The organism is Acrocarpospora catenulata, from assembly GCF_018476525.1.
GTDB lineage: Bacteria > Actinomycetota > Actinomycetes > Streptosporangiales > Streptosporangiaceae > Acrocarpospora > Acrocarpospora catenulata.
In genome coordinates this window covers 62,533-88,524 of sequence record NZ_JAHCST010000003.1, presented here as the reverse complement: position 1 = coordinate 88,524, position 25,992 = coordinate 62,533, and the positions used below count along the sequence as shown (strand labels likewise).

The following is a 25,992-nucleotide window of genomic DNA, read 5'->3' as shown; positions in this document are numbered from 1 at the left end:
AGCAAGACAAGCCGGGCCAGGCCGGTGTGCGACCACCGGCCTGGCCCTTGATCCCCTACTGCCACAACAGGAGGAGACCCAGCATGAAGGATCTCACGATCCCGATTTACGAGGTCGGCTTGCACGCCGGTGCCGCCCTCACCCTCGAACTGATCGAGTTCTACGGCCTGGAGATGGCCGACTCGGTCACCGGGAAGGGCATCGCCGCGTCGTTGACCGACGACGAGCAGGAGATCCTGTTCGACGCCGTCCAGCGGATTGTGGCGCTGCGGATCGCCCCAAACGACCCGGCTACCCTTCCCGAGCCCCAGGAGCCCGCAACGGCGTGCCGCCGCGCTGACTGCCAGGTCTGCAGGGCGGCCGGGCCGGGAGGCGACCGGAGATCTACCTAGGCCACTTCTCCGGGTCTGAGACGAAGGTCCCCCGGTGCGCCACGGTGAACACCCACCCCTGCTCACGCAGTAGGGCCATCGCCTGACGGATGGTGCCCTTCGCCACCCCGAACCGCTGGCCCAACGCCATCTCAGAGGGAAGCGCCTGATCCACGGCGGGCCTACCCGCCTGGATCTCCCCGGCGATCTCTGCCGCGATCTTCTCGTAGAGTCGCGGCTTCGACACCCGAGTCACATCGGACGAGCCGACAAACGAGCCCTTCCCTTGGACCGTATGGATTAGCCCGTCCTCGTCGCGAAGCACGCGAGTCGCCTTGGTCGCGGTGATTCGCGACACGCCGAACTCATGGGCGATCTCGTGCTCGCTGGGGATCGCATGCCCAGGCGGCAGTTCGCCGCTTGTGATCCGAGCTCGGATCACGTCGGCAACCTGGCGGTACAGAGGCACCGGTCCTCCATGACGTAGCACGCTCGCAGGCTAGATGTGCCATTACAAGCCCTATCTTTGCACTACACACGCTTGCCTGATCTAGAGCAACTGTTTGACTGATATATAGCAGGCACTAGACTAGCTAAGGCAAGTCGACGTATCGTCACCCCCATGACCGAGCGCCGGGCCGACCAACCGCCCGCCGATCTGACACTGGCCGACCTCCGGACCGCCCACCCCGGGTGGACGATCTGGACGTCCAGCACCGGCCGCTACTGGGCCACCTGGCACCACCAGCTCACGAAAGCCGAGTACAACGCCGAGTGCTCCCGCACCGTGGACTCGGCCAACGCACAGCAGATGGACCAGGTGCTGACGGCGGAGGACGAGAAGCGGCAGGCCGCGAAACGGCAGGAACCCCTGCCGTGACCAGGCGGCTCGGTCACCCGGTGACCATCCGGGCGCCGGAACAGGACGAGCCGGTCGTGTGGGTGATTGGCCGGCTCCACCCGAACGGCTGGGACCACTGCGTCCCTGCCGAGCCCGGTCAGAGACCAGGCGGCACAGCGAGGTGCCGCTGCGACAAAGACGTGATCTTGCAGGGCTGGTCCCAGGGCGTAATGCCTTGGACTCTGGCCAGCCACCCCGCACCAGACTGCCACCCCGGCAGCCGATAGACCGCCCGTCCGCCGTGCTTTGCCCCCGCACACGGCGGGCGGGCCCACCACCCGAGAGGAGGGCCCTATGGCCTCGATATGCGCCAGCTGCGGGATCGGACAGAGCCGCCACTGCCGCTGCGGAAGCTGCCTCAAGGACTCCAACGAGCCCAGCGACCACCGCGACGAGTGCACGACGCTGAACCGCCGCCTGGCCCGGCTCCGCCGAGAGGGCAACTGGTTCTCGCTGCCGAGCGGCGACCCCTACTTCAACCGCAACACGTAGGAGATCGGGAATGGGACGCGCAGACGACGAGTACTTCGCCCGGCGCACCGCCGAGTCGATCGGCAAGAACGTGAAGACCTTCCCCTTCAACGGCCCCGTCTTCAAGGGCCGGATCGTCGACGGCGACTTCTCCACCGGCCAGTGGGTGGTGGAGGCCGCCGACGGCACCCGGCGCACGATCCCGGGCCCGGACATGCAGGAAGACGCCAGCAGCTAGCCCCCTGAGCACCCCCGGGGCAGGCGACCCTACCGCCCACCCCGGGGCCGAACATCCCGACCTGGCAGAACAGGACCGAGGACATGACGTTGATACAGCTTCGGCGCGCCCAAGCGCCAGCGAACACCCTTTCGGATCTCCGCTTCGCCGTCATCACGCGCGGCGCCTGCCGGAACGCACCCGACCCGGACGCCTGGTTCCCGGACGAGCCGGCCCCGACCGGCGACCCCGCGCTGGACCTGATCGAAAGGGCCGTCCACGAGGAGCATGCCCGCACCCTGTGCGACGGCTGCCCCGTCCGGGCGCTCTGCCTGGAGCTCGCGCTGCACGAGGAGCGCAACCTCCAGCGTTCCGAGATCCACGGCGTGCGCGGCGGCAAGACCGCCCGCCAGCGGTGGAACATCCGGCGCGGCCGCCGCCAGGCCGCCGTACGCCAGGCCCGGAAGGCGGCGTGATGAAGGACCTCTACGGCCCGCCGCCTCCCGGCCAGTCGCTGGTCGAGGATGCGCGTTCGCACCTCACACAGGCGCGCGACCAGCTCGCCGACTCCCGCCCGTACGGGCACCCCCACACGGAGGTGCGCCGCGCGTTCGCGGAGGCCACCGCGCAGCAGGCGCAGGTGCTGGCGCTGCTCGCCATTCACGAGGAGCTGGCCGCCATCCGCGCCGCCCTCACCGAAACCTCCCACCCCCGCCCGGCCCGGCCGTGGCGCCGCAGGTTCCGAAAGGAGGACCGATGACCATCACGACCCCCACCCCGGAGCCGAGCCCGGAGGACGTCTCCCGCGGCCTGGCCGAACTCGACCTCTTCATGGCCGACCAGGCACCCCGGCCCGTCGTGCCCCTCCACGGGGGCGAGACCAAGCGCGTCGAGCGCCTGCGGAAGGAGGTCGCCGAAGCGCACCTGCTCGCCGACCTCCAGGACGACGACACCCCGTTCCAGCTCGACACCGACAAGGTGCGCAAGCGCCGGCGCCAGACCTGGGAGGCCGCGCGTCTGCACCAGCTGGCACAGGACCCGGCCGCGCTTGCCTGGCGGGACGCCAAGGTCCGCCGGATCACCACCAGCATGACCCTGGCCGCGGCCGGGATCGCGCTCGCGGTGAGCAGCATCGGTGTGCAGGCGAGCGTGGCGAAGGCGCTCGACCTCCACTACGGCGACCTCGGATGGTGGGCGGCGTTCGGCGTCGAGGCCGTCCTGTCGCTGCCCCTGCTGGCCGCCGTCGGGGTGCAGGCGTACTCCGCGATGCGCGACAAGGTGGTGGACCGCAAGAGCCCCGAAGGCAAGCGCCTGTTCCGGGTGGAGCTGGTGCTGCTGTCGCTCACGCTGGTGCTCAACTGTTGGCCGGCGTTCAAGCTGGACGGCTTCAGCCTCCTCGACTTGATCGTCCACTCGTTGGGACCGGTCGCCGCCGTGATCTCCGTCTGGGTCCTGCCCACCCTCTGGAAGATCCTTTCCGACCTTCCGGCACCCGCCCTCGGGGGCCGCTGGAGTCGGGGGGCGAGTCGGGGGGCGACTGGCGGATCGTACAGGGGAAACGCCGACTTCGAGTCGGGGGTCGAGTCGGGGGCGACTGACCCCGACGACATCGCCCAGAAGGCGACCCGCGTGCGGGCTCTGATCGCCGCCGGAGTGCTCCCGGAGGGCGCCGGAGTGGACAAGATCCGCGCCGCTCTCAAGTGCGCCACCTCCACCGCCCGACAGGTTCGCGACGAGCTGTACGGGGGTGCGGCATGACTGCAACCCTCTCCCGCTCCGACCTCGCCGCGCAGACCGCCGCCGACTACGCCGAACTCCTGGCCGCCGCCCGCGCCGCGGTAGCCGGCCAGGCGCTCGGCCACACCGACCCGCTCGTCTACGTGCGGCACGTGCTGGACCGCCACGGCCAGCTCCCGCCCGCCGACGCCCGGCCGGTCGTGCTGCTGGCCCACCCCGCCGTCCCCGCCTTGACCAGCCCGGGGGCGTGATGAGGCAGATCATCCTCGACTACGTCACGGTGGCCGCCCTGGTCACCGTGACGCTGGTCGTCGCCTTCTGCACCGACGAGAACGCCACGGTCCGGGGCCGGGTCGCCTCGGTGCGCACAGCCTGGCGTCGGGCCGCGGCCGACTCGACGATGTCGCGGCGCACCCCCACCGGGCTGATCGTCCACACCTCCACCAAGGGCACCGCTCTGCGGCTGCTCCGCGACGTGATCGGAGACCTGTGATGGCGGACCAGAACCAGGGACAAGGCCAGGCCGTCGGCACGTTCGCCGCGAAGGTTGCGACATTCGAGCAGGCCGAGCCGATCCGCAGTCACGACGCGTTCCGGGACTACCTTGACCTCGCCGAATCCATGTTCACCACCGCGGCGATGATGGGCCACCAGGACGCCGAGATCGCCGCCACATGGCTCTCCAGGCGCAAGCCCAAGAAGGGCAAGCGGGTGCCGTGGATCGAGCGCACACGGCTGGCCCGGCGTACCCGCGGCCACGGCCGCCACCTGTCCGACCAGCTCCACTTGGCCATCAACGCGCTGCGGGCCATGCGCGCCGTACACGCCGAATTCGAGGCCAAGGAGAAGAAGGCGAGGGGCCCCAAATGAGCAGGTCAGGGAAGCTCGCGCAGGCGGCTGCGGTCTTCGAGCAGGCGGATCTGGGCCGCTCCCACGAGGAGTACCGCCGCTACCTGGAGGCGGTGCGCACGATCATGTGCGACCTGTCTCTGCTGATCGCCGAGGACGCGGCGGAGGCCGGCCGATGGCTGCGCGAGCGGGACCCGAAGGGCGGCCGGGTGGGCTGGTGGGACCGCATGTTCCTCAGCTTCCGCCTGTCGGGGCACGGCAAGCGGTCGGCCGAGGCCGTGCTGGAGGCGGCCAAGACGGCGGTGCGGATGTCGATGGTCCACCAGGAGTACATCGCGCTGGAGACCGATCCGGCGCAGAACGGCAAGTCGGGCCGTCAGGGCCGCTATCGGACGGAGAAGTGAGATGGCTAAGCGTGTGCAGGTTGCGGAGCCCGCCCTGCGGGTGGATGGCGGCTGGTGGCTGGTGCACGGTCTGCCGCTAGTCACGCCCCTGATCGGGTGTGTTGTGTTCGCGTTGCTGTGCGCCGGGGCAAGGTGGGGGTTCGGCGGCGATCCGGTCGTGACGCCGCTGCTGGCGCTCGTGTTCGCGCTGATCGGCGCCGCCTTGACGTGGTTCGGCCTGTCGACGGCCGGACCGCGCCCCCACCTGAAGATCCTTGTCGGGGTCACGGGCGGGTGCGCCACCGCGATGCTGGTCCTGGTGACGGTGCTGGGATGGCGGATCATGTGGATCCCCTACCTGTGCTGCTCGCTCGTGGTGTGGGCGCTGTGGATCATTTGGAGGGGCCAGAAGTACGCGGGCGCCACCAGCGAGACCGCGCCAAACCCACTCGCTGAGGCCATCTCCGCCGCCCGGGTGCAGTTCTCGAAGGCCGAGGTAGATGAGCGAGGCGTGGTCCGAGCCAAGGTCAGGACCCTGCCGGGCGGCACGATCGACGACGCGCAGGCCCTGGTACCTATGCTGTCGGCGGACGCTCGGGCCGTACCGGGAAGCGCCCATCTGGCGCGCGACCAGAACCGTGATGGCGTCGGCTACATGGAGATCGCCACCCGCGACAACCTGGCCCGGCCGATTCCGTGGCCTGGCGTGCGTGACCTGCTGGGCAGCCTGCCGACCGACCCATTCCCGGTCGGCGAATACCAGACCGGCCTGGCCATGGTGCGCCTGGTCGGCGACGTCGAAAGCGACCGGTCGGCCGCCGACGTCTCCCACACGAAGGTCGGCGGCACCACCCGCGCGGGCAAGAGCATCTTCGCCCGGGTCTTCCTCGCCTCTCTCATGGCCAAGCGCCGCCTCAACATCATCGGCATCGACCTGACCAAGGAGCTCCAGACGTTCGGGCCGATCGTCGAAGGATTCACGTGGGTGATCACCGAGGAGGACGAAGGCCGCCTGTTCATGGCCCGGCTCGCCCACGTCATCAAGGGGAGAACCGCTCACCTGGCCCGCGAAGGGCTGGCCCGCTGGAGCCTGCGATCCAGCCTGAACTTCCTGGTGATCCACATCGAGGAGTCCAAGACGTTCAGGAAGTTCCAGACCCAGTACGAGAACGCGGTCGCCGACGCCGGCAGCGCCGGGATCATGTTCGTGAGCAGCACCCAGGACTGGATCTACCGGCAGGTCTCCACAACCGTTCGCAAGCTGCACGGGTCCGGGATCTGCTTCGGAGTGACCGAGCCCGACGACGCGGGCCACGTCCTGCCTGACGAGGCTCTCCGCGCGCTCGGCAAGGACGGCCTGCCGCTCTGGGGCGCCAGCAAGCCGGGCTACTGCTACATCGCCGGCCTGGGAACCCCCAAGCGGATGTGGTCCACGATGGCGCGGATCTTCGATCCTCTCGACGAGCAGCTGACCGAGGCGGTCCGTCTCGGAGCGCAGGTCCGCGACCCCATGGACACCGTTACCGAACAGCTGTTCGGTGAACTATACGCGCGGCGCACCCGCCACTCCGGCCGGGTCTGGGGGGCCAGCGTGCCCGCGCCGCGCCCCGAGCAGCCCATGCCCGGACGTCGGGTTTACGACTTCGACCAGGAACAGGAGGCCGCAATGCAGGCCGACGAGGAGAACGCGCAGGATCTCGCCGAGATGCGCCGCCAGATGGAGGAGTCCCGCGAGCGGCACCTCGGCGAGGACGCCACCGCCGACGACTGGGCCGACGTGGACCCCGATCTTGAAATCGGCACCGACGTCGAGGACGGCGGACAGGAGGACGACGAGGAGCGGCCGGACTTGACGCCCGAGCAGGCGCAGCGGGTCTGGGACGAACTGCTCGACAGGCTGTACCGGTCGGGGTCTCGAGGTCTGGAGACCAGTCAGTTGACGGAGTGGCTGGGCCGGGTGGGCCGGTCCCGACGGTTCCTGTACCGGCAGACCGACCGATGGGCGGACCTGGGCTGCATCCAGGCCAGGGAGGACGGCGGTTGGGATCTGGTCCGCTCGCCGCTCGAGCGCGCGGGCGCGGGGGCGCCCGGGGCCCGCTTCACGGACGGTGACGGGACGCCGGGTGCGCCGCACATCGGCGTGGGGGGCCGTCTTTCTCTATAGGGGATTTCGCGATGTGCGTAAGGGGCGCACGTGCCCCGCACACCTTACGCACATCGCCCGCGCAAGATCAACGCGCACGCCGCACATCTACAGAGCGTGACCGCACATACCCGCACAAGATCACCGCACATGCGCACACGCGCCGCACACGAACAGAACGTGACCGCACACTCACCATCCGCGCCCGCACATGGGGCCGCACATCGGAGACGACATGACCACCGCCATCGCCGACCTCGGCGCCACGACCGAGCCCCTCCACCGAGCAAAGCTCCTCGCCGACCTCGCCGACGCCGAAGAGGCCGCCGGGAGGCACGCCCGCGCCCGCCTCGTCAGGATCGTCGCCGACGGCGAACTCCTGCTCTCCCACCCCGACTACGAGCCCTCGGACCCGACGTGGGACACGGTGGAGGCCCTGCACCCGCTCGCGTACGTCACCGACCGCGCCACCCGTGCCGAGCACTTGGAGCACATCCACGCCTCGTGGGCCGCCCCCCAGTTCGGCGCCGAAGCCGCCTCCATCCTGCTCACCCTGGCCGAGGCCGAGCGAGACGCCGCGGACACCGCGCTGCCGTCCGCCGAGCCTGGTGGCCAGCCGTCCGAGGCCCCCACCCCGGCAGGGCAGGACTGGGCGGCAACCGGGCGCGGCTTGCTCACCGTGGGCGGACGGGGCCTGCTCGACGCCGTGCTCTCCCGGCAGATGGTGCTCCCTGCTGGCTTCATACTCCTGCTCGCGCTCGTCCTGCTCGGCCCGTCGTGGCTGGTCCGCTTCGCCGCGGCCACCGCGATCGTGGTCGGCATTATCGCCCTCATCGTCGTCAAGTTCGTGCGGGAAGGGTGAGCCCAGTGGCCAAGAGACGCACCACACGGCGGCCGGCCACCCGGACGGCATCCCGGACCGTCAGCCGACCCGCTGCGCGGCGGGGAAACGGCGACCTCGGCCGCGCCCTGGGCAAGGTGGCGCGCGGGGTGGGTGCCGTCATCCGCTCGACCACCGGCGGACCCGAGAAGGTCCTCGCCACCCAGCGGCGTGACGAGGTGGGGGCTGGCCTGGTGGCGGGCGCCATCGTGGCGGCCATCCCTTACGGCTACCAGGTGTTCCCCGTGCGGGTGCTGTTCGGCGCCTGGACGGGCTGGCTGCTGCTCGCCTACCTGGTATGGCTGGGCGCCCGCATCCTGCGCAGGCCGGACGCCGAGATGGAGACGATCCGCCGCGGTGCCGGGCTCGCGATGGCTACGGCCGCCATCACCGGGCTGACCCACCTCGCCGCCGGGCTGCCCGTGTTCGGCCAATGGGACGCCCTCGCCGCGTCGGGCGGTATGGCCGGGCTGGTCATTACCGTTCCGGCGCTGCTGCTGCCGTCCTGGCTCTGGGCGCTCCTGCTGGTCGCGCTCGGCGCGGGTGGGCTGGTCCTCGCCTTCCGCCGCACCAAGCCGGCCACTCCGACCGGGCCGACGCCCGCGCGGTACCGGAGAGGCGATGACGACCAGCACCAGCCCGACCAGCAGGAGGAGGCCGACGCAGACGAGGAACCCCTACCGGCCGAACCCGCCCCGCCCCCGCAGCCGGAGCCGGAGCCTGCCCGCCCCCGCGAGCAGGGGAGGCGCCGCCAGCCGCAGCCCGAACCGGCGCTCGACGACTACACCGCGCCCGGCACCGACGCCCTCAAGGAAGGGGCACCGCCGCGCGGCCGGACCGCGGCGACCGACGCCATGGTGGCCGCCCTGAACGGCGTCCTGGAATCCTTCGGGATCAACGCGGCGGTGACCGACTTCATCCGCGGCCCCCAGGTGACCCGATATCTGGTCACCCCCGGCAAGGGCGTCCCCGTCTCAAAGATCACCGCGCGGCGTGACGATTTCCGTCTTGCCGCCAGGACCAAACTGGTGCGGCTCCTGGCGCCGGCACCCGGCTACGCCGCCGTCGGCCTGGAGATCCCGAACACCGACCGGGACACCGTGGCCCTAGGCGATGTGCTCCGCTCCCCCGCCGCCCAAGCCGAGCAGCACCCGCTCGTCGTCGGCCTCGGTCTGGACATCGAAGGCCGCCCCGTGATCGCCAACCTGGCGAAGATGCCGCACACGCTGGTGGCCGGCGCGACCGGGGCCGGCAAGTCGGTGTGCATCAACAGCCTGGTGTGCAGCATCCTTGCCCGCGCCACACCGGACGAGGTGAGGTTCGTCCTCATTGACCCCAAGCGGGTGGAGTTGACCCCCTACGAGGGCATCCCCCACCTGATCACCCCGATCATCACCAACCCCAAGAAGGCCGCCGAGGCCCTGGAGTGGGTGGTGGGGGAGATGGACCGCCGCTACGACGACCTGGCCGCCGCCGGCTTCCGGCACGTGGACGAGTTCAACGCGGCCGTGCGGGCGGGCAAGCTCCAGCCCCCGCCGGGCAGCGAGCGCGTCTACCAGCCGTACCCATACCTGCTGGTTATCGTGGACGAGCTGGCCGACCTGATGATGGTCGCTCCCAGGGACGTGGAGGACTCCATCGTCCGGATCACCCAGCTGGCCCGCGCGGCGGGCATCCACCTGGTGGTCGCCACCCAGCGGCCGTCGGTGGACGTGGTGACCGGCCTGATCAAAGCCAACATCCCGTCCCGGCTGGCCTTCGCCGCCTCCTCCCTGGCCGACTCGCGGGTCATCCTGGACCAGCCCGGCGCAGAGGAACTGGTCGGGCAGGGAGACGCCCTGTTCCTGCCCCTCGATGCCAGCACGCCGACGCGGCTGCAGGGCGCCTACGTCTCCGACGCCGAAGTCGATCGCATTGTCGCCCACTGCAAGCAGCAAGCCGACCCCACCTACCAGCCTCGCGTCCCCACGATCGAGCCAATTGAGCAGGAGACAGGGAACGACGGGGAGACCGGCGAGGACCTGGAGCTGCTGGTACAGGCGGCCGAGCTGATCGTCACCACCCAGTTCGGCTCCATGTCGATGCTCCAGCGCAAGCTCCGGCTTCCCCCCAAGGAGGCCAAGCAGCTCATGGACCGGTTGTTCCAGAAGGGCGTGATCGGCCCAAGCGTCGGCGGGAAAGCCTGCGAGGTCCTGGTCAAGCCGGACGACCTCCCCGGCCTGCTGGCCGACCTCCGCAATTAGCCGCTCCTACAACTACAGCACCGAACAGATCCGGAGAGGAGAAGCCATGGAGATCACGGTGCAGGTGGGCTCCGTGTGGGCCGACACGAGCTGGCGCGGCCACGGCCGCTCTGTCCGCGTGGTCGCGGTGGATCACGGCTACGCCGTCGTCGAGACGCTGACCAACACCCTGGAGATCGAGCGCCAGCTGAACCTCCAGGCGGACGGCAAGTACTACGGCAACGTCCGCGACATGCGAGGCAGCCGGACGCGGATCCGGCTCGACCGGATGCGCCCTGGAGCGAGCGGCTACCAGTTCATGGCCAGCTCCGAGCAGGTCACCGAAAAGGCCCTCGCCGACTTGCTCGGCTGAGCTGACGTTGCGGATGCTCGCCCGTCGCCCTCCCCCGGGCCGGGCGGGTGTCCGGAGGAGTCAGCCCAAGCCTGCTCCCCACCCCACAGAGGAGAACCATGAACAAGAAGGAACTCGTGGACGCGATCGCTGACCGGGTCGGCGACAAGAAGACGGCCACCGAGGCGGTCAACGCCATCATCGAGACCATCCAGGGCGCGGTCGCCGACGGCGACAAGGTTTCGATCACCGGGTTCGGCAGCTTCGAGATGGTGCACCGCCCGGCCCGCGAGGCGCGGAACCCGTCCACCGACGAGCCGGTCCAGGTCGCCGAGTCCTGGGTCCCCAAGTTCCGGCCGGGCATGGGCTTCAAGGACCTGGTCAACGAGGGCGGCCGGAAGCTCCCGAAGGCCGCCTAGCCCTTGCACCCGTGGTGACCCCGCCCGGAAATCTTTGCCGGACTGCGGGCGGGGCCCCACTCCCTCAAGAGAAGGCGACCCCATCATGGCGTACTTGGCGCCCTTCGTCCCCGAGGTCGACGAGCAGGCGCATATCGACTACCTCGCCCGGCTGCGGAGCCGGGTCACGGAGGCCGACCGCCTGCTCGGGCAGATCAACGAGAGCCTCGCGCTGATGCAGCACACCCTGAACCAGATGTAACCCCGCCCCCGCCTGCTCGGCGGGCGGGGCACTCCCCCGAACGGACATCGTGATGACCACCACCAAAACACCACACCCGCCCTGCTGGATCCTCCCGTCGCTCGTCACGGACGACCCCCACTTCCCCGACCAGGCGTCCGCAGAACGGGCGGCACCGGAGTGGGGTGCCAGGCCGCACGCCGAGCAGCTGGCCACGCCGTGCGTGACCGTCGCGTGCGGCGGCTGCGGCGAGGAGTTCGACCAGCCCGGCGAGAGCATGACCAGGCACTTCCGCGCCGAGCAGGACGGTTCGCTGCGGTGCCGGGAGTGCAAGGCGCTGTCCACGCTCCCGCCCCCCGTACAGGCTGCGGTCGACTTCGGCCACAGCCTGCCGCACGTCCAGGTGCAGTACGCCGACTGGCGCACGCACCGGGACGCCATCGATGTCGACTTCCTTCTGGACGACCACGGTCACACCGAGGTGGGGACCACCTGGTATGCCAGCGCCGGCCAGTGGGAACTGAAGCTCGCCGGCTGGCGCACCACCACCGACGAGCTCGCCATCCATCGCCTCATCGGCTGGGAGGCGGTCCGGGAGTTCCTGACGCAGCAGGCCCGCACCGCCAAGGCCGCCGCCGACCTCGCCCTGCTCACCCCCGAGGAGCGCGAGCACATGCTCCTCAACGTCTACGCCGCGGTGCTCGCCGACCTGGACGACGCGGACCTGCGCCAGCTGGCCGCGAGCATCAGGGAGACCGTGTTCCTTCGCACCCGTGTCCCCGGCTACCGGGAGATGGTGGCCGCACGGCCGCGCCCGGACGGGCCTGGCCACGACGTCGAGGACGCTCTGCGTGAACTCTCCGCCTGACCCACCCCCGCGCCCCGCCCGCTCACGTGGGCTGGGGCACACACCCCAGCCCTTCCGAAAGGATCTTTCGATGATCGACCCCGTGATCCTCCTTCCCGGCCTAACCGTAACCGTCCGCCAGTATGAGTCGGCCGCGGCCGGGCTCGCCGTGCACGCCCCGGACGTCACGCTGACCTGGGAACAGTGGACGGACTCGGCGCGGTGGGGGCTCGTGCCGGACGAGGAGACCTGCCGCCCCTACAAGGCAGAATTCACGCTCCAGGAGCATCCCGACCTATTGAGGCGCGTCAACCTCTGGTACGAGCCGGACCTGCGCGGCGGCGGCGCGCCCAGGCCGCATAGCCATCCGTGGCCGTTCACCGCGCACATCCTCAGCGGGGGCTACACGGAGCACCGCTACACCCTGACCGGCGGCGACCTGGAGGTAGTGGAGGCCGCACACCGGCCTGGCGACGCCAACGAGTTGCCCCGGGACCTGTTCCATGAGGTGACCGACCTCCACGAGCCCGAGACGCTCACCCTGATGGTGGCGACCGCGCCCGGCGTGCGCGGAGGCTGGGGCTACCTCGACCCCGACACCGGCCGCTACACCCCTGCCCCGCCTCCCAGCGATGCATGGCGGCAGGCGTGGCGGGCTCTCAACCCGCACAGGTGATCTTGTCGAGAATCGACCGTTTCTGAACAAGATCTGTCCGAGCCCTCGGGGAGGGGGCACGGGGCCGGATTCGTGTCTCAGAAACGTGTTCAGAAATCTTGACGTCTCAGAAGTCCCCGACGACCGATTCAGCGACACCGGAGCGCCATGACCGCCACCGTGGACCCCCCACTCGCCGAGCCAGCGATCCTCACCGGAACATTCGTCGGCTACGGGCGGGTCTCCACCCGCGAACAGAACCTCGACCGGCAAGACCTCGCACTTACTTCCGCCGGATGCATCCGCGTCTTCACGGACAAGCTCTCCGGGAAGAACACCGACCGGCCAGAACTCGCCGCATGCCTCGACTACCTCCGCCCCGGAGACACACTCGTCGTACTGTCGCTCGACCGACTCGGCCGTAGCCTTCAGGACCTCATCAACATCGTCGGTGAGCTTCGCCGCCGCGGCGTCGGCTTCCGATCCCTCCATGAAGCCCTCGACACGACCACCCCCGGCGGCCGACTGGTCTTCCACGTCTTCGCCGCGCTGGCAGAGTTCATCCGCGAACTCATCGTCCAGGGCACACACGAGGGCCTGGCTGCCGCGCGGGCCCGCGGGCAGCGGCTCGGCCGGCCGCCAGCGATGGACGCGGAAATGGTGGCTCGCGCCCGCCGGCTGCTGACCCAGCCCGAGGAGACCGTGGCGAGCATCGCGAAACTCCTCGGCGTGTCCCGGGCGACGCTGTACCGCTACATTCCCGAACTCGGCCCGAGCGGTTCCGCCGAACTGCCGGGAGCGCAGTGAAGCAGCGTTGGCCACGATGACAGCCCGGTCGCCCGAGCACGCCATAATCTCTATCCGTGCCGTGCATGCGGCGAGGTGGGAGCGGCGGGGGTGGCGATGGATCGCAGCCTGGTTACCGAACTGCACTTCATCACGCCCTTCGACAACCTGCACTCCATCGCCAGGCTCGGGATCTTATGTCACAACCAGGCGGAGTCAGTGCCGCACCTCTCAATTGCCGAGACAAGCGTGCAGGATCTGCGCCGTAAGGTGCGCCTCTCTAACGGCCTGTGGCTCCACGACTACGCGAACCTGTACTTCGATGCGCGGAACCCGATGATGTATGTGAGAAGGTCCCGCCGGCATGCCACGGCTGTCGTTCGAGTGAACCCCTCAGTCTTAGACATCCCGGGGGCTGTAGTCACAGATGGTAACGCCGCGACAGGGGGCACCAGGTTCTTTGCATCCCCCCAGGGCCTCACCCACCTGGACGAACAGCGCGTATACGCTGAATGGTGGACAGACGATAACCCATGGGATCAAGCGGAGCGAAAGCGGCAGAGATGCTCAGAAGTTCTCATCCCCGGCTATGTTCCTCCCGCCTATCTGATGGGATGCTACGTCTACAACGCACGAAGCGAACAAGTGTGCCAATCATTGGCTGCGGGGCTGGGAGTGGTGGTGAAACCCCATGTCTTCTTCGGATGAGTCATCCCTGGTAAACGTCACGTCGGGTGATCTTCTCGCTTCGCATGCCCAGACCTTGGTCAACACCGTCAACTGCGTCGGGATCATGGGCAAGGGCATCGCACTCGCCTTCAAGCGCAGGTACCCGGAGATGTTCAAGGACTACGTCCAGCGGTGCGACCGCGGCGAGGTGCGACTGGGAGAGCCCTATGTCTTCCGGGCCGACGACCACCTGATCGTCAACTTCCCCACCAAAAACCACTGGCGGGCCGTGAGCAGGTTGGAGGACATAGTCGCGGGCCTCCAACATCTCGAACGCCACTACCGGGAGTGGGGCATCACCTCTATAGCAGTCCCGCCGCTCGGCTGCGGCAACGGTCAACTGGAGTGGGACGTCGTGGGCCCGACTCTCTATCGATACCTCTCCCGCCTGGGGATCCCGGTTCAGCTCTACGCCCCGCATGACATCGCCGTCCAGCCCGAGCAACTCACGCTGGACGCCGCCGCAGACCCGCAGCCCGATGATGAACGCGCACGGTTCGTGGCGCCAGAGTGGGTTTCTGTTGTGGCCATCCTCGATCGCGTCCAGCGGCAGGAGTACCACTGGCCAGTGGGACGCGTCTTCTTCATGAAGGTCGTCTACTTCGCCACGCAGGCTGGCGTACCGACGGGGCTCGCCTACGAAGCAGCGAGCTACGGCCCATACGCGGCCGAGGTCAAGAAGATGGTGGCGCGACTCCAGAACAACGGTCTCCTGGTGGAGCGTCAACAAGGGCGTATGTTTGAGGTCCGCGTGGGTCCCACCTACCGCGACGCGGTGGAGACGTACCGCGACCAGATGGAGCAGTGGCGGCCGGCCATCGAACGCACGGTGGATCTAGTGGCTCGGATGACTGCACAAGATGCCGAGATTGCCGCCTCTGTGCACTACGCCGCTGGCGTTCTCCTGCACCGGCACGGCCGCCGCCCGACCGCGACCGAGGTTGTTCAGGCAGTCGCGAAGTGGAAGGTCAACCGCCAGCCACCCCTTACTCGCGAATCGATCGTGCGCGCCCTTGTCCTGCTCGGCCTACGCGGCTGGCTGGACGTCACCATGGACGACGAATTCCAGCCCGAGGTTGAGAAGCTCATAGCCGTCGGCTGATACGGACCAGTTCCCGGATTGTCCGCAATCGTCAATCAGCAGCGTCGTCGGCCTACCTAGGGCGTGGGTTCACTGCCCCCCATCGGCCGAGTTATGGGTCAGCTGGAGCGGAAGCAGTCCGGCGCCGCGAGCACGCAGGCATTGGTTGGTGTCGTACGCGGCCAGCCAGACCTCGCGTCCCGCCAATGACTGGACGGTTAGAGCGCGATCAACGATCTCATCGTCGTTGATCGGCAAACGGATATGACCACGAGGATCGAACATGATCTCGATTCGGACACGTCCGCGACGTAGCCCCCTGGCAGGGGTCACCGATGGCGGCTCTGCATCCCGAAGCAAGTTGGGGCGGTCGATGTCAACGACGAGACGGCTGATATCGCGGAGAGCTCGTCGGGCACGGCTACGAACGTCCTTGTTGTTGTGGAGCTTCAGCTTGTCGAGCTCGTCGATGACTATCATCGGCACAATCAGGCGGATCCTCTCGCCCTCCGCAGCATCAATGTCGGGGGCCAAGTCCAGGTCAGGCAGCTCGGGCCCGTTGAGGAAGACGCCAGTGTCCGTCACGATCAGCGCGTCCCCGTCGCCCCAATGTGCCGCTTGCTGCTCCAGTTCATCGATGGCCGTACGGAGGTCCGATTCCCTTTCGTCCAACTCCAGCGTCATGATGATGCCAGGGGAAGGCTGGACCATGACAGTCCAGTGCCGTCGGGTGAGGATGAGCGACTCAAGATCTTCCGCACCGATCAGGGGCCTCAACTTGGAGCAGGCCGTAGCAACCCAATCTAGATACGCGTGCCACCGCTGACCTTCGTTCCCCATGCTCCGTATGTGATGTAGCGCAGCGTGGACGTCTTTGAGTTCTCTGACCACATGGTCGCGTAGGGCACTGGGCAGTAGGCGAATGGGCATACGCTAGATCATTACAGATGATCACGGCTCCCGGCACGTCTTTAGCCCCCGCCTACCCATAACCGGGATTACGGGTAGGTGGGGGCGATCTTGTCCGGATCGCAATCCAGCTCTTTCCGAGCGCGCTCGGCGAGCGAGGACACTAGTCGCGATCCGCCCTACCGTACGCACCATGATCCTCATCATGTGTAGATATGGCGACTCGGACGGTCATGTCGGTCGGTACCGACTCGATCAGGACGGTTGCGCCGAGGTGGGCTGGCAGAAGTACCTCGTCACCTCAGAGGAGGTGGAGACCCACGAGGGGACGGCCAGAGTTGCCAGGCTGATCTGGGACTAAGGCGCGCCCGCGACGTAGAGAGGACGGCCCTGGGTCGGCTTCCCCACCGCCCAGGGCCGTGGATCAGCCTAGCGCGATCCGAACGTGTGGTCGATATTTGTCGGATATTCGGCCGGGCTCCTTCGCCTGACGCTTGCCAGCACGTCACCCCACAGGTCGCCCCAACGGTGACCCCACTCGCGACCCCACAGGTCACCCCAGGCCGCCCGAGAAGCTGGCCCCATGACCACACGATGGGACCACCTCAGACGCACAATCAGACGCGCGATCGTGGACTTCGGCCCGCTCGCCGTACAGATCGCCCGGTTCTTGTGGGAGATCCTCCACTCCTGACCGGTCCCGGGAACAGCGAAGCGCCCCCACCCGCGACGGGTGGAGGCGCTTCTAAGCCCTGGGAGGGGTGCTACAGCACGCCACGGTACTCCTCGGCCATCTGTCCGGCCAGACCCCCGTCCATGACCTGCTGTCCTGCGGCTGGCACAATCAGGAAATCCGCCCCCCGGCCAGAGGTGACCTGGATGACCAGCCCCCAACGCCGCCGCCCGACCCCGGCCCAGCGAGCTGTCCTCGAACGCATCCGGGATGGCGAGGTCTACCACAACCGACTGTCGCCCCGCCGCTCCGGCATCCTGCCGGCCACCCTCGCTGTCCTGGAAGCGCAGCAGTGGATCGCCTACGGGGAGGAGGTCCCGGTCCAGGGCTGCCTGCTGGTGCTCACCGAGGCTGGCCGGGCCGCGCTGGAAGGGGGATGACCTGGACGAGGTCGGCCAGGTCGACATGCTTGGCCACCTCCTGCGGAGTGCCGCAGTAGGCCAGCAGGTAGCGACCGTGCTGGTTGAGGCGGGTGACGCGCAAGCAGGCTCGTTGATCCAGGATGATCACCTCTACCTCGATCCCCGAGGGTCCGCACCACTTCCCAATCACCCGCGCAGAGTACGTCCACACCGGTCATGGACCGGCAAAAGGCATACGCGAGGCCCTGACCTCACGCGAAGTCAGGGCCTCATTGCGGCGCAGCCCCTACCATGCGATAGGAGGCGCTACATCTAGATGCGGACACCCCCTACAGCCGGGGGCCCAACCACCACATCTATGTGACACGCCGGCGACGCGTCCTGCGAAGACGCCGTCGCCGAACCACCCGCGAACGCCGCGGTGGCAACCGCGACGATCGCGACTAGGCGGACGGTCTTGGGAGTGCTGCTCAACGCCTCCCGGACTGTCCGCCCACCTTCCCGAACCGCAGCGGTCGCCGTATCCTCGGCCGCGCCTTCCTCGTCGGCGCCCCGGACTTCCCGGTCCACGCCTTCTCCCTTCTGTTAGATCAACAAAAAACGCGCTCCGCAGTGACCCGAACAACGGTTGTCCGGACAACCGTCAGGCCACGCAGAACGCGTGTGTATAGCCCCTACTGTGGTGGCACGCGGTGGTACTTGCCCAAACAGATCCGGGAGGCACCCCAATCCGGAGGGACACCCCTTGGTAACTCGACGGCCTCGGCGGATCGAGCCCCAGTTCTGCTTTGCAACAACGTGCGCCTCAAAGCTTGCCACACCAGCGCGCTAGAGGACCTGAAACCCCAAGAAATTGGGTCGCCAGCAACCCTCTTCATGTCCTCGATACGACGAAACGCCCCGCCCACCTGCAAACGGGACGAGCGGGCCGTTCCAGCCCTCCGGGGAAATGCCCTCGCACGGGGGTGTACCGCCGTTGACCTCCGGTGCACGCTAGCCTCGGCCCCGTACCTTCCGTTCGAGCGCGTTGAGTCGGGCGATTCCGTGGTTGACGGCTTCGAGGCCCACCTGAGCGTGATCCGTCACGGCATCGAGTCGTCTCAGGTCTTCGGCCTCCCCCTCAATGTCTTCGCGGCTGCGAGGCACGCCCACGAACCGGAATGGGACCTCACGCTCACCGGGCGATTCAGCGAACGCTGCGTCCCAGGAATCGGCAGCGGCGCGCACGTGCTCACGCAACAGGCGATCACCGGTCTGATCTGCTAGGTCTCGTAGAGTTTCAGCAGTTCGGCGGCGGCACTCGTCGATGAACCAGTTCGTGCGCCTAGGCTTGGCCGCTAGATCCGCGAACAGCGTCCGGGCCGTCACGAGAGACTTGCGCGTCTCCTCCTGTGGACCGATTGCCACCACCCTGCGACGGTTCCACCACTTCCGAATGCCCTGGATGCAGACCGCCACGAAGGCTAGGTATCCAGGTACCTGGCCCCACTGCACCGCGTCGAGCAAGTCGTTCATGCCTCGATTCTTCCGGGGGCTACCGACAACATTCACTCGTATGGCTCCAGCGCCAAATAACGATCATTTCATGATCGGCCTCCGGAAATGATCACGGCGAATATGCTCCCTGGTCAGCGGCCTATGGGTTCGCGGATCGCCGCCAAAACGAAAGAATGCCTCGCCCCACCCGAAGGTGGAGCGAGGCGTTCAGTCACCGGGGAGAGGCACCCGCGAAGCGGGGGTCTATCTGACGAGGCGCCGTTCTGCCCGTACAAATCCCGGCGCCGGGTCGGCGGCCGGGGTGATGCCCAGCGGCAGCAGCAGCATGAGGACCACGTTGAGGGCGGCCACGGCCGCGCCGGCGGACGTCTGGGAGAGCGGCAGACCGAACACGATCAGCCCGGTGAGGATGGTCTGGACTCCTCCGGTGAGCGCGCTGACCACGAACGGCCGGGTCGCGACGGCAACCCAGACGGCGACGGCACCGCCCGCGATCGTCATCACGACCGCCGCGGCCTCCTGGGTGAGCCCCCATGCCTGGACGATCGGGAGCGTGGTGGCGAAGGCGAGTATGGCCTGCAGCGCGTGCAACCACGCGGCAGGCTCACGGCCGAAGATCTTCATGGATGCCCCTCCTTGGGGGACGAACCCGCCGTACGTCGGCGGGACGAGCAGGGGTGAGGTGTCGACTATGACGTCGGGGCGTCGGCGCACTCGTACGTGAGGTCGGTGGCAGCTGCGTCCTTGGTGCAGTTCACCGTCTTGCCGCCGTACTTCAAGACAAGCTTCACCGGGGCCGGGCCAGCGGGACCGCCGTCACCCTTCGGGCCGGCCGGTCCGGTCGCGCCCTTCAGACTCGCCAGGTAGTCGGCCTCGGTCTTGGCCTTGTTCGGCTGGGTGCCGTCGGCCAGCTTGGTGTCCCGCCACACCTCGTACGCGGACGCCCCCCTGTCGCCCTTGATGAGGCCGGTCCGAGACGGGAAGGTGATCTTCCTTTCGGTGGACTTGCACGCCCCCACCGTGCTCTTGGCCAGATTGTTCCGCTCCAGCACCCGCAGGTAGCCGGTGCTCTTCGACACGCAGCCGCCGTACGCCTTCGCGGGCTCCGCCGGGGCTGCCGCAGCCAGGGCGCCGCCGAAGACGCCGAACGCGAGCAGCGCGGCGGCAACGAGAGCGAGGATCTTCCTCACGATGACTTCTCCTTCTTGGGTTCCGGCTCCCACACCCACGTGAGGAGCCAGGTCTCGGCGTCGACCACACCCGTGACGGGCATGCCGACTGTGCGCTGTACGGTCTCGGCCGCGCGGCGGGAATCGGCGCCGTACCAGCCGTCGACCTTCAAGGCGGGGACGAACCGCTTCGCGCCGCGCTGCCAGGTGGCCACGTCGTCGCCGCGCATCATCGGACTCGTGACCTTCAGCGTCCGCGCGAACTCCGGGACCGGGTTGTCATCGCCGGCCGGGGAGGGCTTGGGCTGTCCGCCCGGCCGGGGAGCGCCGCGCTGCACCCACGCGTACAACGGCCCCCCGGGGCAGTCCGTGGAGTAGCCGTCCCTGTGTCCCTTGATCTCCCGCCCGGCGCCGCCCTCGGCGCGCAGCCACTCGATCGCGTCCAGGATCGCGTGCAGCATCGCGTCGTTCGGCTCGACCAGCCCGGAGTTGCCGACCAGGCCGCACACCGCGTAGTGGCCGGAGTTCAACCCGGAACCGTTGGCGGCGGGCACGCGGCGGGGGCCACGGCCGACGAACACCTTCCGATGCCAACAGGCCAGGGCCGAGTACCCGATGTCGATCCAGCCGTTGCCATCCATGTGGTGCGCCTGGATGGCTTGGACCGCGGCCACACATCGGCTGTGGTCGTCCAGCATGCGGGGGTCGATGCGCCCGCCCGTGTAGTGCACCTTGACGCCTTTGGTGGAGGTCAGCGGCGTGTACGAGCCCTTCGGGGAGCGCGCACGCCACGCGCTGCGGGGGACCAGATCAATGGGCATAGCTCCTCCTGGTGAGGGTGAATGTGCTCGGTCACACCGAGTCCGGGTCCCGCGTCGGCCCGCACCACCCCGGACGTCAATAGCCCAACCGGGCGTCCGTCTTGCTACGGAAGCTCGGGGAGCGATGGCGGACGAAGGCGGTCGAGTTCGCCCTGAAGCCGGCCGATGCGGATGTGCGCCCGGTTCAGGTCCTGCTCCAAGTGCTCGATCCGCCGGTCCTTCTCGGTGGCCTCCCGCTCCAGTCGGCCGATGCGCGCCTCGGCCTCGCGGAGTGCCGTCACCACCGAGCCGACCGCGAGTTCGGCCCCGCCGAGCGCCGCGGCGTCAAGGTCGATCGGCGCCCGCTGGTCGTCCGTCTTGGCCTTGCGCAGATCGATGCGGGCGCGCACCAGCGTGGTCAGCAGCTGGCCCGTACCCCCGGCGAGGAGCGCGATGACCGCCGGGGTGAGCCAGTCAACGGTCGACATCCGGCGGCTCCACCGAAAGAAGCGCCTGCTCCAGCCGTGTGACCGCCCGCGCCCGCGCGATGCAGGCCAGCGCGAGCGCCACGTACACCACCGCCGCCTGCAACGCGCGCACCCCCGAATGGCTGACCGCCACCACCGCGTACACGAGCGCCGTTGCCGCCAGCGGCCACAGCCCCGCCCGCTCCAGCCGCCACGCCACCACCAGCGAGGCCCGACGCCGGTACGGCAGCAGCACACCGACCACCATCAGCACCCCCGCCGCCAGTTGCAGCACGCCCCAAGCCCGGACTGCCAGCAGCGGGAGCGCGGCGTTGATGCTCGCGCTCGCCACGATCCCCAGCGTGGCCACCAGGCCGGAAACCGCGGCCAGCGCGCCGAACAGCAACTCGAAGGGGTGCTCGGAGAGAGGGCCAGGGCGGCGGATCACAGCCGGGTCACCTCGCGCTGCCCGTCCCGTGTCCGCAGCCACACCACGCCGGCCGGGTCCTCGAACCGTGCCCAGACCACCCGGCGGCCGTCCACCGTGTCCCGGTAGGCGGGCACCCAGTCGTCCTCGCCGGGTCGGGCACCGCGCGGGAGGACCGCGAGGTGGATGGGAGACAGGTCGGCGGGGTCGTGCTCGTACGGCACGCTCACCTTGATCATGCGATCTCCAGGGCGGTCGGCGCGATCCTGACCGGCTGCTCCACGGTGTCCGTGAGCCGGAGCCACACCTGGTAGTCGCCGGGGGCCAGGACCACGCCCGTCCCGCCGTACGCGCCCACGAGGATGGCCACGTAGTAGTCGCCGAGCAGGCCAGAGGCGACGGCATCGGCCCACAGCGGGTGGGAGTTGTCCGGCACCAGCACGGCCTGCTCCCAGTCCCCCGACGTCGGCCGGACAGCGGCGGCCAGGAACGCCATCTCAGCGCCCACGCTGGGCACATCGCCATCCACCCCGCTGTAGATGAACTCCGTGGACTCCCTCTGCAACACCGTGGCCATCAGACCCCCGTTCCCGAGACGTTGCGGCTGGTAGCGGGCCCGGTCACCTCGCGGTGGACAGCCGGGCCGACGACGGAATGCGTGTGTACGGCGGGCCCGGACGGGACCGGGCCGGAACGCGCCGGCCCGTGCACCTCGGCGCGGATCGCGCGCAGCATCACCGACGGCGGGGCCAGGCCGACGAGCGGGCAGAGCATGAGGCGTCCGCGGCGAGCTGGCGGGCGCGGACGGCGGCCAACCATGTGCGGCGGCACCCATACCGGCGGCGCGGGCGGGACTACCTGGGGCCAGGGCGGCGCGCTCCACCGTCCCCGGCGCGGCACGTACGAGAGCGTCCGGCGGCGTCCAATCCTGTCCGGAGGCCGGGCAGGAGCCACCGGAGGAAGCGGCCAGGGCGGGTCCGTGATTCCGCCGCGGCGGGAGGCTGGCCACTGCCGACGAGCGCGGGCGGTGGGCGCGGGCGGCCGCTCTTGAGGTGGCGGGCAGGTGAGCCACCGGCCGCGCCGCGGCGGTGGGGTGGTCGGCCGCGGCGAGCTGGTGAACGAGGGCACCCAGGCTGGTGGTGTGGGCGGTGCGGCAGTCTCCGGAACGGGCGTCCACCAGGCGCGGCGAGTCCTCCAGCTCACCCGTACCCGGGTGCGCACGATGCCGGGGATCCACGGTGGCGGCTCGGTGGGTGGAGCGGGCGGCACGGCCAGGAACACCCCGGCCCGGGACACCGGCCAGGAGGACGCGCGCCTGCGGACGTACGGGACCGGCGCCGGAGCCAGCGGCGGGACGGCCAGGAAGACGCTCCTGCGGGCCCGGCCCCAGCGAGGCCTTGGCCCGCTCAGTTCCAGCAGGCGCGGCGGCAGCTCGGGCGGCGGCGCGTCCTGGGCGGCGGGTGGCACCACCAGGAAGACGCCGCGCCGCGAGCGCGGCCAGCGCCAGCGCCTCGACATGCCGCTCCCTCAGCCCGCCGGTTCCTACTCCTCGTGTTCCACGGTCAGGCTGTAGGAGTGGCCGGCCGGGAGCGCGTTGGTGGTGTTGATGAAGGCCAGCCCGTTGGCGACGCCGGTAGGGCAGATCAACTCCTCCAGCAGCTCGAACGGCAGGTCCACGCCGCTCTGCGAGTTGAAGGGGATCTGGTAGAGCCAGTTGCTGGCCGTCCAGGTGGCGGTCGGGACTGCGCTCCAGGCGGTGTCCAGGCCGGTGATCGAGGACGGCGGCCCGTTCGGGTCCATGGCCTTCGGGGTGACCGTCGCGGTGGCGGTGCCCCGCGCCGTGGTGCGGACCACGGCGACCAGGAGCTGCTGGCTGGTGGGCACGGACGCGCCCGCGACCACGCCCAGCGTGACCCGGCGCAGCTTGTGGCCGGAGGTGGCCGACGCGTTGAGGTTGGCGAACAGCGCGTTCGCCGAGCCGCCCGAAGGTGCGGTGGCGACGATCGCCGCCGTGCTGACCACGGTGGTCAAGTAGCGAGCCATGTCTCTCCTAGAAGTACGAGCCGTACTGGGACATCTGTGGTGGCGGCCGGTCCGGCGCGCCCGAGGTGGTACCGATGAGGGCGCCCAGCCACGCGCACCGTTTGTCGGAGCCCGTCGCGGAGCCGGTGACGTTCCCCGAGGCTCCCTGGGTGGGGAAGGGCGCGTCGCAGGTGGTGAAGTTGCCGTTGCCGCCTTGCGCCCTTCGGGTGAAGCTGGTCGGCGCCGTCCAGGTGCCGCCCGCCCAGTTCGTGGCCGCCCAGATGAGCCGTCTGTCTGGGCCAGCGGTGGTGACGTTGACGGCCGGGGTGACGCTGCCGCTACCGGTGTCCTGCGCGGTGCTGGTCGGAGAGTCGAACGGGTTCCCGCTGGCCACGCAGTTGTTGTAGAGGGTGGCGATTGCCTCGCGGACGATCGAGCCGGTCCACGAGAAGGTGTAGGTGCCGGCGTCGGCCGCGGTGGCTCTCTTCCAGAAGACGTGCAGGGCGTGGTTGCCGCCACCGGCGGTGATCGCACTCGGTGAGCCCTCGGCCGGGGCGAAACCGGCGGCCGGGGTGATGGCGGCCGTGCCGGAGTTGATGAAGATCGTTACGATGACGATCTTTCCGTTTGCCACCCCCGACGGGACCGCGACCGCCGCCGACGTACCGGAGCCGGTGAGGTAGGTGCCGGCCGCTTCGAACGCAGGCTGGGCCATGGGTTACACGCTCCACCAGACGATGTCCATCTGCGGCTGCTGCCCGGTCGCGGTCGGCGTGGATAGCGCCGCCGATGCGATGTGGATCTGGCCCGCCACCCAGTCGATGCCGGGGGCGAGGTACACGAACTGCTGGGTGGTGACCATCCCGGCGGTGTCGGTGGTGACCTGCCAGGACTCGTTGCCCTGATACAGGATTCCCGTGGTGACGATGCCCGGCAGTAGCGCGTGCGTCGTTCCGCCCGCGGCGACGTTGGCGGCGACCTTGAGGGTGACCAGGTACCAGCCGGGCGCCTGCGCGGCGTACCGGAAGTTGACGGCGTCCCAGCCGCTGTACCCGTCGGCGTCCACCTGGTTGAACTGAATGGTTGTCCAGGTGCCGGACGGGATGGCTTGGGCTGTGGTGCGGCGGACCGAGCACCACGGTGGTGCGGCCAGGAATGTGGCCGGGTCCTTCAGCCAAGCGTTGAAGTCGGCAGCGGCCGGCCCGTAGCGGGCCGGGAAGATGGGCACCTCCGGCGGCTGGAGCGACATCAGGCGCCCTTCCAGACCACGATCAGCACGGCGTGCGGGCCCTGTGTGTTCCGGGTCGCCCCGGAGGACTGGAAGGCCATCAGTTCCACGTAGTCGCCCGCGGTGACGCGGACCGTGCGGGAGGCGGCGACGCGGTGCGCGGGCGCGGTGGCCGTGCACGGCATGTCGTGGCAGCCCCACACCGTGGTGCCGCCGTTGATGCGCAGGCCGACCCCCCTGGTACCCGTCGCGTTGCTCGCGCAGGAGTACATGCCGTACAGGTAGTAGACGCCGCTCCTGGCGAAGCTGTAGCGGGTCGGGTTCACTCCTGCGTTCCAGCCTGCGTAGTTGTCCACGGTGGCGGCGTCGAACTGGATGGGGGTGCCGTTGGGCCACGCCTGGGTGGGGATGCCCTGGCCGGAGTTGAGCGCCAGCCGGGCGATCGGCGGATACGTCAGGAACCGCACGTGGTCGCGGTAGGCGTTGAGTTGGGCGGACGTGAGCGGCGACGTCCACGCCGCGGGGGAGGGTACCGCGAGGCCGGTCGTTCCGGTCAGCGACGCCACCCACGCCACGCTCATCACGCTGGACTTGATGTTCGAGCTGCTCACGTCGGCGACCAGGTTGCGCGTGGTCCCGGTGTTCTGCCAGGCGAGCATCTCCACGTAGTCCGAGGTGGACTTGCTCAGCTGGAGCAGTTCGGCGCCGTACACGCCCGGCTGGTGGGTGGATCCGCCGGGCCGGGTCTCGCCGCGGTAGTCGGTGGCGGAGCCGTTCTGTGTGGCGCGGAAGCTGATCGAGTGGCTGAAGCCCGACGATCCGGCCGTGTAGTCGACGAACAGGTGGCCCATGACCAGGTACCAGCCGTCCACCGGCACCGGGTACCGGCTCGGGTTGTCCTTCGTCGAGTGGACGGCCCAGTTGTCGAGCGTCTCCACGTCCATGTTCACGGGCACGTACGTCTGATCGGGGACGGCCTGCGCGGTCGCCTGGTAGCCCTGGAACAACGGCTTCTGTCGCAAGAAGGCGATCGAGTCGCCGAGGTCGCGAAGCTTGGGCGGGGTGACGAACTCCGCCCCCCACGTGCGGGGGTTGGGCACTGGGTACGGCATCAG

General features: G+C 69.1%; 42 protein-coding genes. 25 read left to right on the top strand and 17 right to left on the bottom strand.

What is annotated here, in order from left to right; genetic code table 11:
• The first annotated feature begins 83 nt into the window (after window positions 1-83).
• Window positions 84-392, top strand: coding sequence for a hypothetical protein (locus KIP79_RS04015; protein WP_214103280.1), 309 nt, complete (start codon window positions 84-86; stop codon window positions 390-392).
• Here KIP79_RS04015 and KIP79_RS04010 read toward each other — a convergent pair.
• On the bottom strand, window positions 385-840 hold the full coding sequence (locus KIP79_RS04010; protein ID WP_308169546.1) for a GntR family transcriptional regulator: 456 nt from the start codon (window positions 838-840) through the stop codon (window positions 385-387). The genes KIP79_RS04015 and KIP79_RS04010 overlap by 8 nt on opposite strands.
• A 153-nt stretch (window positions 841-993) precedes the next feature.
• On the opposite strand from KIP79_RS04010, the gene KIP79_RS04005 reads away from it, so the two are divergent.
• The 21 genes from KIP79_RS04005 (at window position 994) to darG (ending at window position 15,284) form a co-directional block, all read left to right on the top strand.
• Entirely contained in the window at window positions 994-1,251 is a 258-nt protein-coding gene (locus KIP79_RS04005; protein ID WP_214103278.1) for a hypothetical protein, read from the top strand.
• A gap of 315 nt (window positions 1,252-1,566) precedes the next feature.
• On the top strand, window positions 1,567-1,764 hold the full coding sequence (locus KIP79_RS04000; RefSeq protein WP_214103277.1) for a hypothetical protein: 198 nt from the start codon (window positions 1,567-1,569) through the stop codon (window positions 1,762-1,764).
• 10 nt (window positions 1,765-1,774) lie between these two features.
• The gene (locus KIP79_RS03995; RefSeq protein ID WP_214103276.1) at window positions 1,775-1,981 is read left to right on the top strand and encodes a hypothetical protein; all 207 of its coding nucleotides are present in this window, start codon (window positions 1,775-1,777) and stop codon (window positions 1,979-1,981) included.
• A gap of 83 nt (window positions 1,982-2,064) precedes the next feature.
• Window positions 2,065-2,436, top strand: coding sequence for a WhiB family transcriptional regulator (locus KIP79_RS03990; RefSeq protein WP_214103275.1), 372 nt, complete (start codon window positions 2,065-2,067; stop codon window positions 2,434-2,436).
• On the top strand, window positions 2,436-2,720 hold the full coding sequence (locus KIP79_RS03985) for a hypothetical protein (protein WP_214103274.1): 285 nt from the start codon (window positions 2,436-2,438) through the stop codon (window positions 2,718-2,720). Before KIP79_RS03990 ends, KIP79_RS03985 begins: the two co-directional genes overlap by 1 nt.
• Window positions 2,717-3,718, top strand: a complete 1,002-nt coding sequence (locus KIP79_RS03980; protein WP_214103273.1) for a hypothetical protein — start codon at window positions 2,717-2,719, stop codon at window positions 3,716-3,718. Before KIP79_RS03985 ends, KIP79_RS03980 begins: the two co-directional genes overlap by 4 nt.
• The gene (locus KIP79_RS03975; protein WP_214103272.1) at window positions 3,715-3,948 is read left to right on the top strand and encodes a hypothetical protein; all 234 of its coding nucleotides are present in this window, start codon (window positions 3,715-3,717) and stop codon (window positions 3,946-3,948) included. The genes KIP79_RS03980 and KIP79_RS03975 overlap by 4 nt, the downstream gene beginning before the upstream one ends.
• Complete coding sequence (locus tag KIP79_RS03970) at window positions 3,948-4,190, top strand: hypothetical protein (RefSeq protein WP_214103271.1); 243 nt, start codon at window positions 3,948-3,950, stop codon at window positions 4,188-4,190. The genes KIP79_RS03975 and KIP79_RS03970 overlap by 1 nt, the downstream gene beginning before the upstream one ends.
• The gene (locus tag KIP79_RS03965) at window positions 4,190-4,567 is read left to right on the top strand and encodes a hypothetical protein (RefSeq protein WP_214103270.1); all 378 of its coding nucleotides are present in this window, start codon (window positions 4,190-4,192) and stop codon (window positions 4,565-4,567) included. Before KIP79_RS03970 ends, KIP79_RS03965 begins: the two co-directional genes overlap by 1 nt.
• Window positions 4,564-4,950: a hypothetical protein gene (locus KIP79_RS03960; protein ID WP_214103269.1), complete on the top strand. Its 387-nt coding sequence runs from the start codon at window positions 4,564-4,566 to the stop codon at window positions 4,948-4,950. Before KIP79_RS03965 ends, KIP79_RS03960 begins: the two co-directional genes overlap by 4 nt.
• Window position 4,951: 1 nt before the next feature.
• Complete coding sequence (locus KIP79_RS03955; RefSeq protein ID WP_214103268.1) at window positions 4,952-7,093, top strand: hypothetical protein; 2,142 nt, start codon at window positions 4,952-4,954, stop codon at window positions 7,091-7,093.
• Window positions 7,094-7,307: 214 nt separating this feature from the next.
• Window positions 7,308-7,934: a hypothetical protein gene (locus tag KIP79_RS46450; RefSeq protein ID WP_250212638.1), complete on the top strand. Its 627-nt coding sequence runs from the start codon at window positions 7,308-7,310 to the stop codon at window positions 7,932-7,934.
• A 5-nt stretch (window positions 7,935-7,939) separates the two neighbouring features.
• Entirely contained in the window at window positions 7,940-10,195 is a 2,256-nt protein-coding gene (locus KIP79_RS03950) for an FtsK/SpoIIIE family DNA translocase (protein WP_308169544.1), read from the top strand.
• 46 nt (window positions 10,196-10,241) lie between these two features.
• A complete protein-coding gene (locus tag KIP79_RS03945; protein WP_214103266.1) occupies window positions 10,242-10,547 on the top strand; it encodes a hypothetical protein in 306 nt (101 codons plus the stop codon).
• Between the two features lie 98 nt (window positions 10,548-10,645).
• Window positions 10,646-10,945: an HU family DNA-binding protein gene (locus KIP79_RS03940; RefSeq protein WP_214103265.1), complete on the top strand. Its 300-nt coding sequence runs from the start codon at window positions 10,646-10,648 to the stop codon at window positions 10,943-10,945.
• Window positions 10,946-11,030: 85 nt separating this feature from the next.
• Window positions 11,031-11,186 carry a hypothetical protein gene (locus KIP79_RS03935; RefSeq protein WP_214103264.1) on the top strand — a complete coding sequence of 52 codons (156 nt, stop codon included), beginning with the start codon at window positions 11,031-11,033 and terminating at the stop codon, window positions 11,184-11,186.
• Between the two features lie 52 nt (window positions 11,187-11,238).
• On the top strand, window positions 11,239-12,033 hold the full coding sequence (locus KIP79_RS03930) for a hypothetical protein (protein WP_214103263.1): 795 nt from the start codon (window positions 11,239-11,241) through the stop codon (window positions 12,031-12,033).
• 70 nt (window positions 12,034-12,103) lie between these two features.
• Window positions 12,104-12,688 carry a hypothetical protein gene (locus KIP79_RS03925; RefSeq protein ID WP_214103262.1) on the top strand — a complete coding sequence of 195 codons (585 nt, stop codon included), beginning with the start codon at window positions 12,104-12,106 and terminating at the stop codon, window positions 12,686-12,688.
• A gap of 147 nt (window positions 12,689-12,835) precedes the next feature.
• Window positions 12,836-13,474: a recombinase family protein gene (locus KIP79_RS03920; protein ID WP_214103261.1), complete on the top strand. Its 639-nt coding sequence runs from the start codon at window positions 12,836-12,838 to the stop codon at window positions 13,472-13,474.
• Window positions 13,475-13,570: 96 nt separating this feature from the next.
• The gene (locus KIP79_RS03915; RefSeq protein WP_214103260.1) at window positions 13,571-14,161 is read left to right on the top strand and encodes a DUF4433 domain-containing protein; all 591 of its coding nucleotides are present in this window, start codon (window positions 13,571-13,573) and stop codon (window positions 14,159-14,161) included.
• On the top strand, window positions 14,145-15,284 hold the full coding sequence (gene darG, locus KIP79_RS03910) for a type II toxin-antitoxin system antitoxin DNA ADP-ribosyl glycohydrolase DarG (protein WP_214103259.1): 1,140 nt from the start codon (window positions 14,145-14,147) through the stop codon (window positions 15,282-15,284). Before KIP79_RS03915 ends, darG begins: the two co-directional genes overlap by 17 nt.
• A 69-nt stretch (window positions 15,285-15,353) precedes the next feature.
• Here darG and KIP79_RS03905 read toward each other — a convergent pair whose 3' ends face one another.
• Window positions 15,354-15,947, bottom strand: coding sequence for a PIN domain-containing protein (locus tag KIP79_RS03905; RefSeq protein ID WP_214103258.1), 594 nt, complete (start codon window positions 15,945-15,947; stop codon window positions 15,354-15,356).
• Between the two features lie 418 nt (window positions 15,948-16,365).
• On the opposite strand from KIP79_RS03905, the gene KIP79_RS03900 reads away from it, so the two are divergent.
• Both KIP79_RS03900 and KIP79_RS03895 read left to right on the top strand, forming a co-directional pair.
• Window positions 16,366-16,533 carry a hypothetical protein gene (locus KIP79_RS03900; protein WP_214103257.1) on the top strand — a complete coding sequence of 56 codons (168 nt, stop codon included), beginning with the start codon at window positions 16,366-16,368 and terminating at the stop codon, window positions 16,531-16,533.
• A 518-nt stretch (window positions 16,534-17,051) separates the two neighbouring features.
• Entirely contained in the window at window positions 17,052-17,285 is a 234-nt protein-coding gene (locus tag KIP79_RS03895; protein ID WP_214103256.1) for a hypothetical protein, read from the top strand.
• Here the strand turns inward: KIP79_RS03895 and KIP79_RS03890 are convergent.
• The 11 genes from KIP79_RS03890 to KIP79_RS03840 form a co-directional block, all read right to left on the bottom strand.
• Window positions 17,248-17,388: a hypothetical protein gene (locus KIP79_RS03890; RefSeq protein WP_250212637.1), complete on the bottom strand. Its 141-nt coding sequence runs from the start codon at window positions 17,386-17,388 to the stop codon at window positions 17,248-17,250. The genes KIP79_RS03895 and KIP79_RS03890 overlap by 38 nt on opposite strands.
• A 191-nt stretch (window positions 17,389-17,579) precedes the next feature.
• Window positions 17,580-17,837: a hypothetical protein gene (locus tag KIP79_RS03885; RefSeq protein WP_214103255.1), complete on the bottom strand. Its 258-nt coding sequence runs from the start codon at window positions 17,835-17,837 to the stop codon at window positions 17,580-17,582.
• Between the two features lie 423 nt (window positions 17,838-18,260).
• A complete protein-coding gene (locus tag KIP79_RS03880) occupies window positions 18,261-18,782 on the bottom strand; it encodes a hypothetical protein (protein WP_214103254.1) in 522 nt (173 codons plus the stop codon).
• 225 nt (window positions 18,783-19,007) lie between these two features.
• Complete coding sequence (locus tag KIP79_RS03875) at window positions 19,008-19,388, bottom strand: hypothetical protein (protein WP_214103253.1); 381 nt, start codon at window positions 19,386-19,388, stop codon at window positions 19,008-19,010.
• 65 nt (window positions 19,389-19,453) lie between these two features.
• Entirely contained in the window at window positions 19,454-19,954 is a 501-nt protein-coding gene (locus KIP79_RS03870; protein WP_214103252.1) for a hypothetical protein, read from the bottom strand.
• Complete coding sequence (locus tag KIP79_RS03865) at window positions 19,951-20,754, bottom strand: peptidoglycan recognition protein family protein (protein ID WP_214103251.1); 804 nt, start codon at window positions 20,752-20,754, stop codon at window positions 19,951-19,953. The genes KIP79_RS03870 and KIP79_RS03865 overlap by 4 nt, the downstream gene beginning before the upstream one ends.
• 104 nt (window positions 20,755-20,858) lie before the next feature.
• The gene (locus tag KIP79_RS03860; protein WP_214103250.1) at window positions 20,859-21,221 is read right to left on the bottom strand and encodes a hypothetical protein; all 363 of its coding nucleotides are present in this window, start codon (window positions 21,219-21,221) and stop codon (window positions 20,859-20,861) included.
• On the bottom strand, window positions 21,208-21,648 hold the full coding sequence (locus KIP79_RS03855) for a hypothetical protein (RefSeq protein ID WP_214103249.1): 441 nt from the start codon (window positions 21,646-21,648) through the stop codon (window positions 21,208-21,210). The genes KIP79_RS03860 and KIP79_RS03855 overlap by 14 nt, the downstream gene beginning before the upstream one ends.
• The gene (locus KIP79_RS03850; protein WP_214103248.1) at window positions 21,645-21,866 is read right to left on the bottom strand and encodes a hypothetical protein; all 222 of its coding nucleotides are present in this window, start codon (window positions 21,864-21,866) and stop codon (window positions 21,645-21,647) included. Before KIP79_RS03850 ends, KIP79_RS03855 begins: the two co-directional genes overlap by 4 nt.
• Window positions 21,863-22,204, bottom strand: coding sequence for a hypothetical protein (locus tag KIP79_RS03845; protein ID WP_214103247.1), 342 nt, complete (start codon window positions 22,202-22,204; stop codon window positions 21,863-21,865). The genes KIP79_RS03850 and KIP79_RS03845 overlap by 4 nt, the downstream gene beginning before the upstream one ends.
• Window positions 22,204-22,401 carry a hypothetical protein gene (locus KIP79_RS03840; protein ID WP_214103246.1) on the bottom strand — a complete coding sequence of 66 codons (198 nt, stop codon included), beginning with the start codon at window positions 22,399-22,401 and terminating at the stop codon, window positions 22,204-22,206. Before KIP79_RS03840 ends, KIP79_RS03845 begins: the two co-directional genes overlap by 1 nt.
• Window positions 22,402-22,690: 289 nt before the next feature.
• On the opposite strand from KIP79_RS03840, the gene KIP79_RS03835 reads away from it, so the two are divergent.
• Window positions 22,691-23,200, top strand: coding sequence for a hypothetical protein (locus KIP79_RS03835; protein ID WP_214103245.1), 510 nt, complete (start codon window positions 22,691-22,693; stop codon window positions 23,198-23,200).
• On the opposite strand, the gene KIP79_RS03830 is transcribed toward KIP79_RS03835, so the two are convergent.
• From KIP79_RS03830 to KIP79_RS03815, 4 genes are read right to left on the bottom strand one after another with little or no spacing between them, the layout of a single operon-like run.
• Window positions 23,170-23,670: a hypothetical protein gene (locus tag KIP79_RS03830; protein ID WP_214103244.1), complete on the bottom strand. Its 501-nt coding sequence runs from the start codon at window positions 23,668-23,670 to the stop codon at window positions 23,170-23,172. The genes KIP79_RS03835 and KIP79_RS03830 overlap by 31 nt on opposite strands.
• Before the next feature lie 7 nt (window positions 23,671-23,677).
• Entirely contained in the window at window positions 23,678-24,364 is a 687-nt protein-coding gene (locus tag KIP79_RS03825; RefSeq protein WP_214103243.1) for a hypothetical protein, read from the bottom strand.
• A gap of 3 nt (window positions 24,365-24,367) precedes the next feature.
• A complete protein-coding gene (locus KIP79_RS03820; RefSeq protein WP_214103242.1) occupies window positions 24,368-24,898 on the bottom strand; it encodes a hypothetical protein in 531 nt (176 codons plus the stop codon).
• Window positions 24,898-25,989, bottom strand: a complete 1,092-nt coding sequence (locus tag KIP79_RS03815; protein WP_214103241.1) for a hypothetical protein — start codon at window positions 25,987-25,989, stop codon at window positions 24,898-24,900. The genes KIP79_RS03820 and KIP79_RS03815 overlap by 1 nt, the downstream gene beginning before the upstream one ends.
• Window positions 25,990-25,992: the final 3 nt, after the last annotated feature.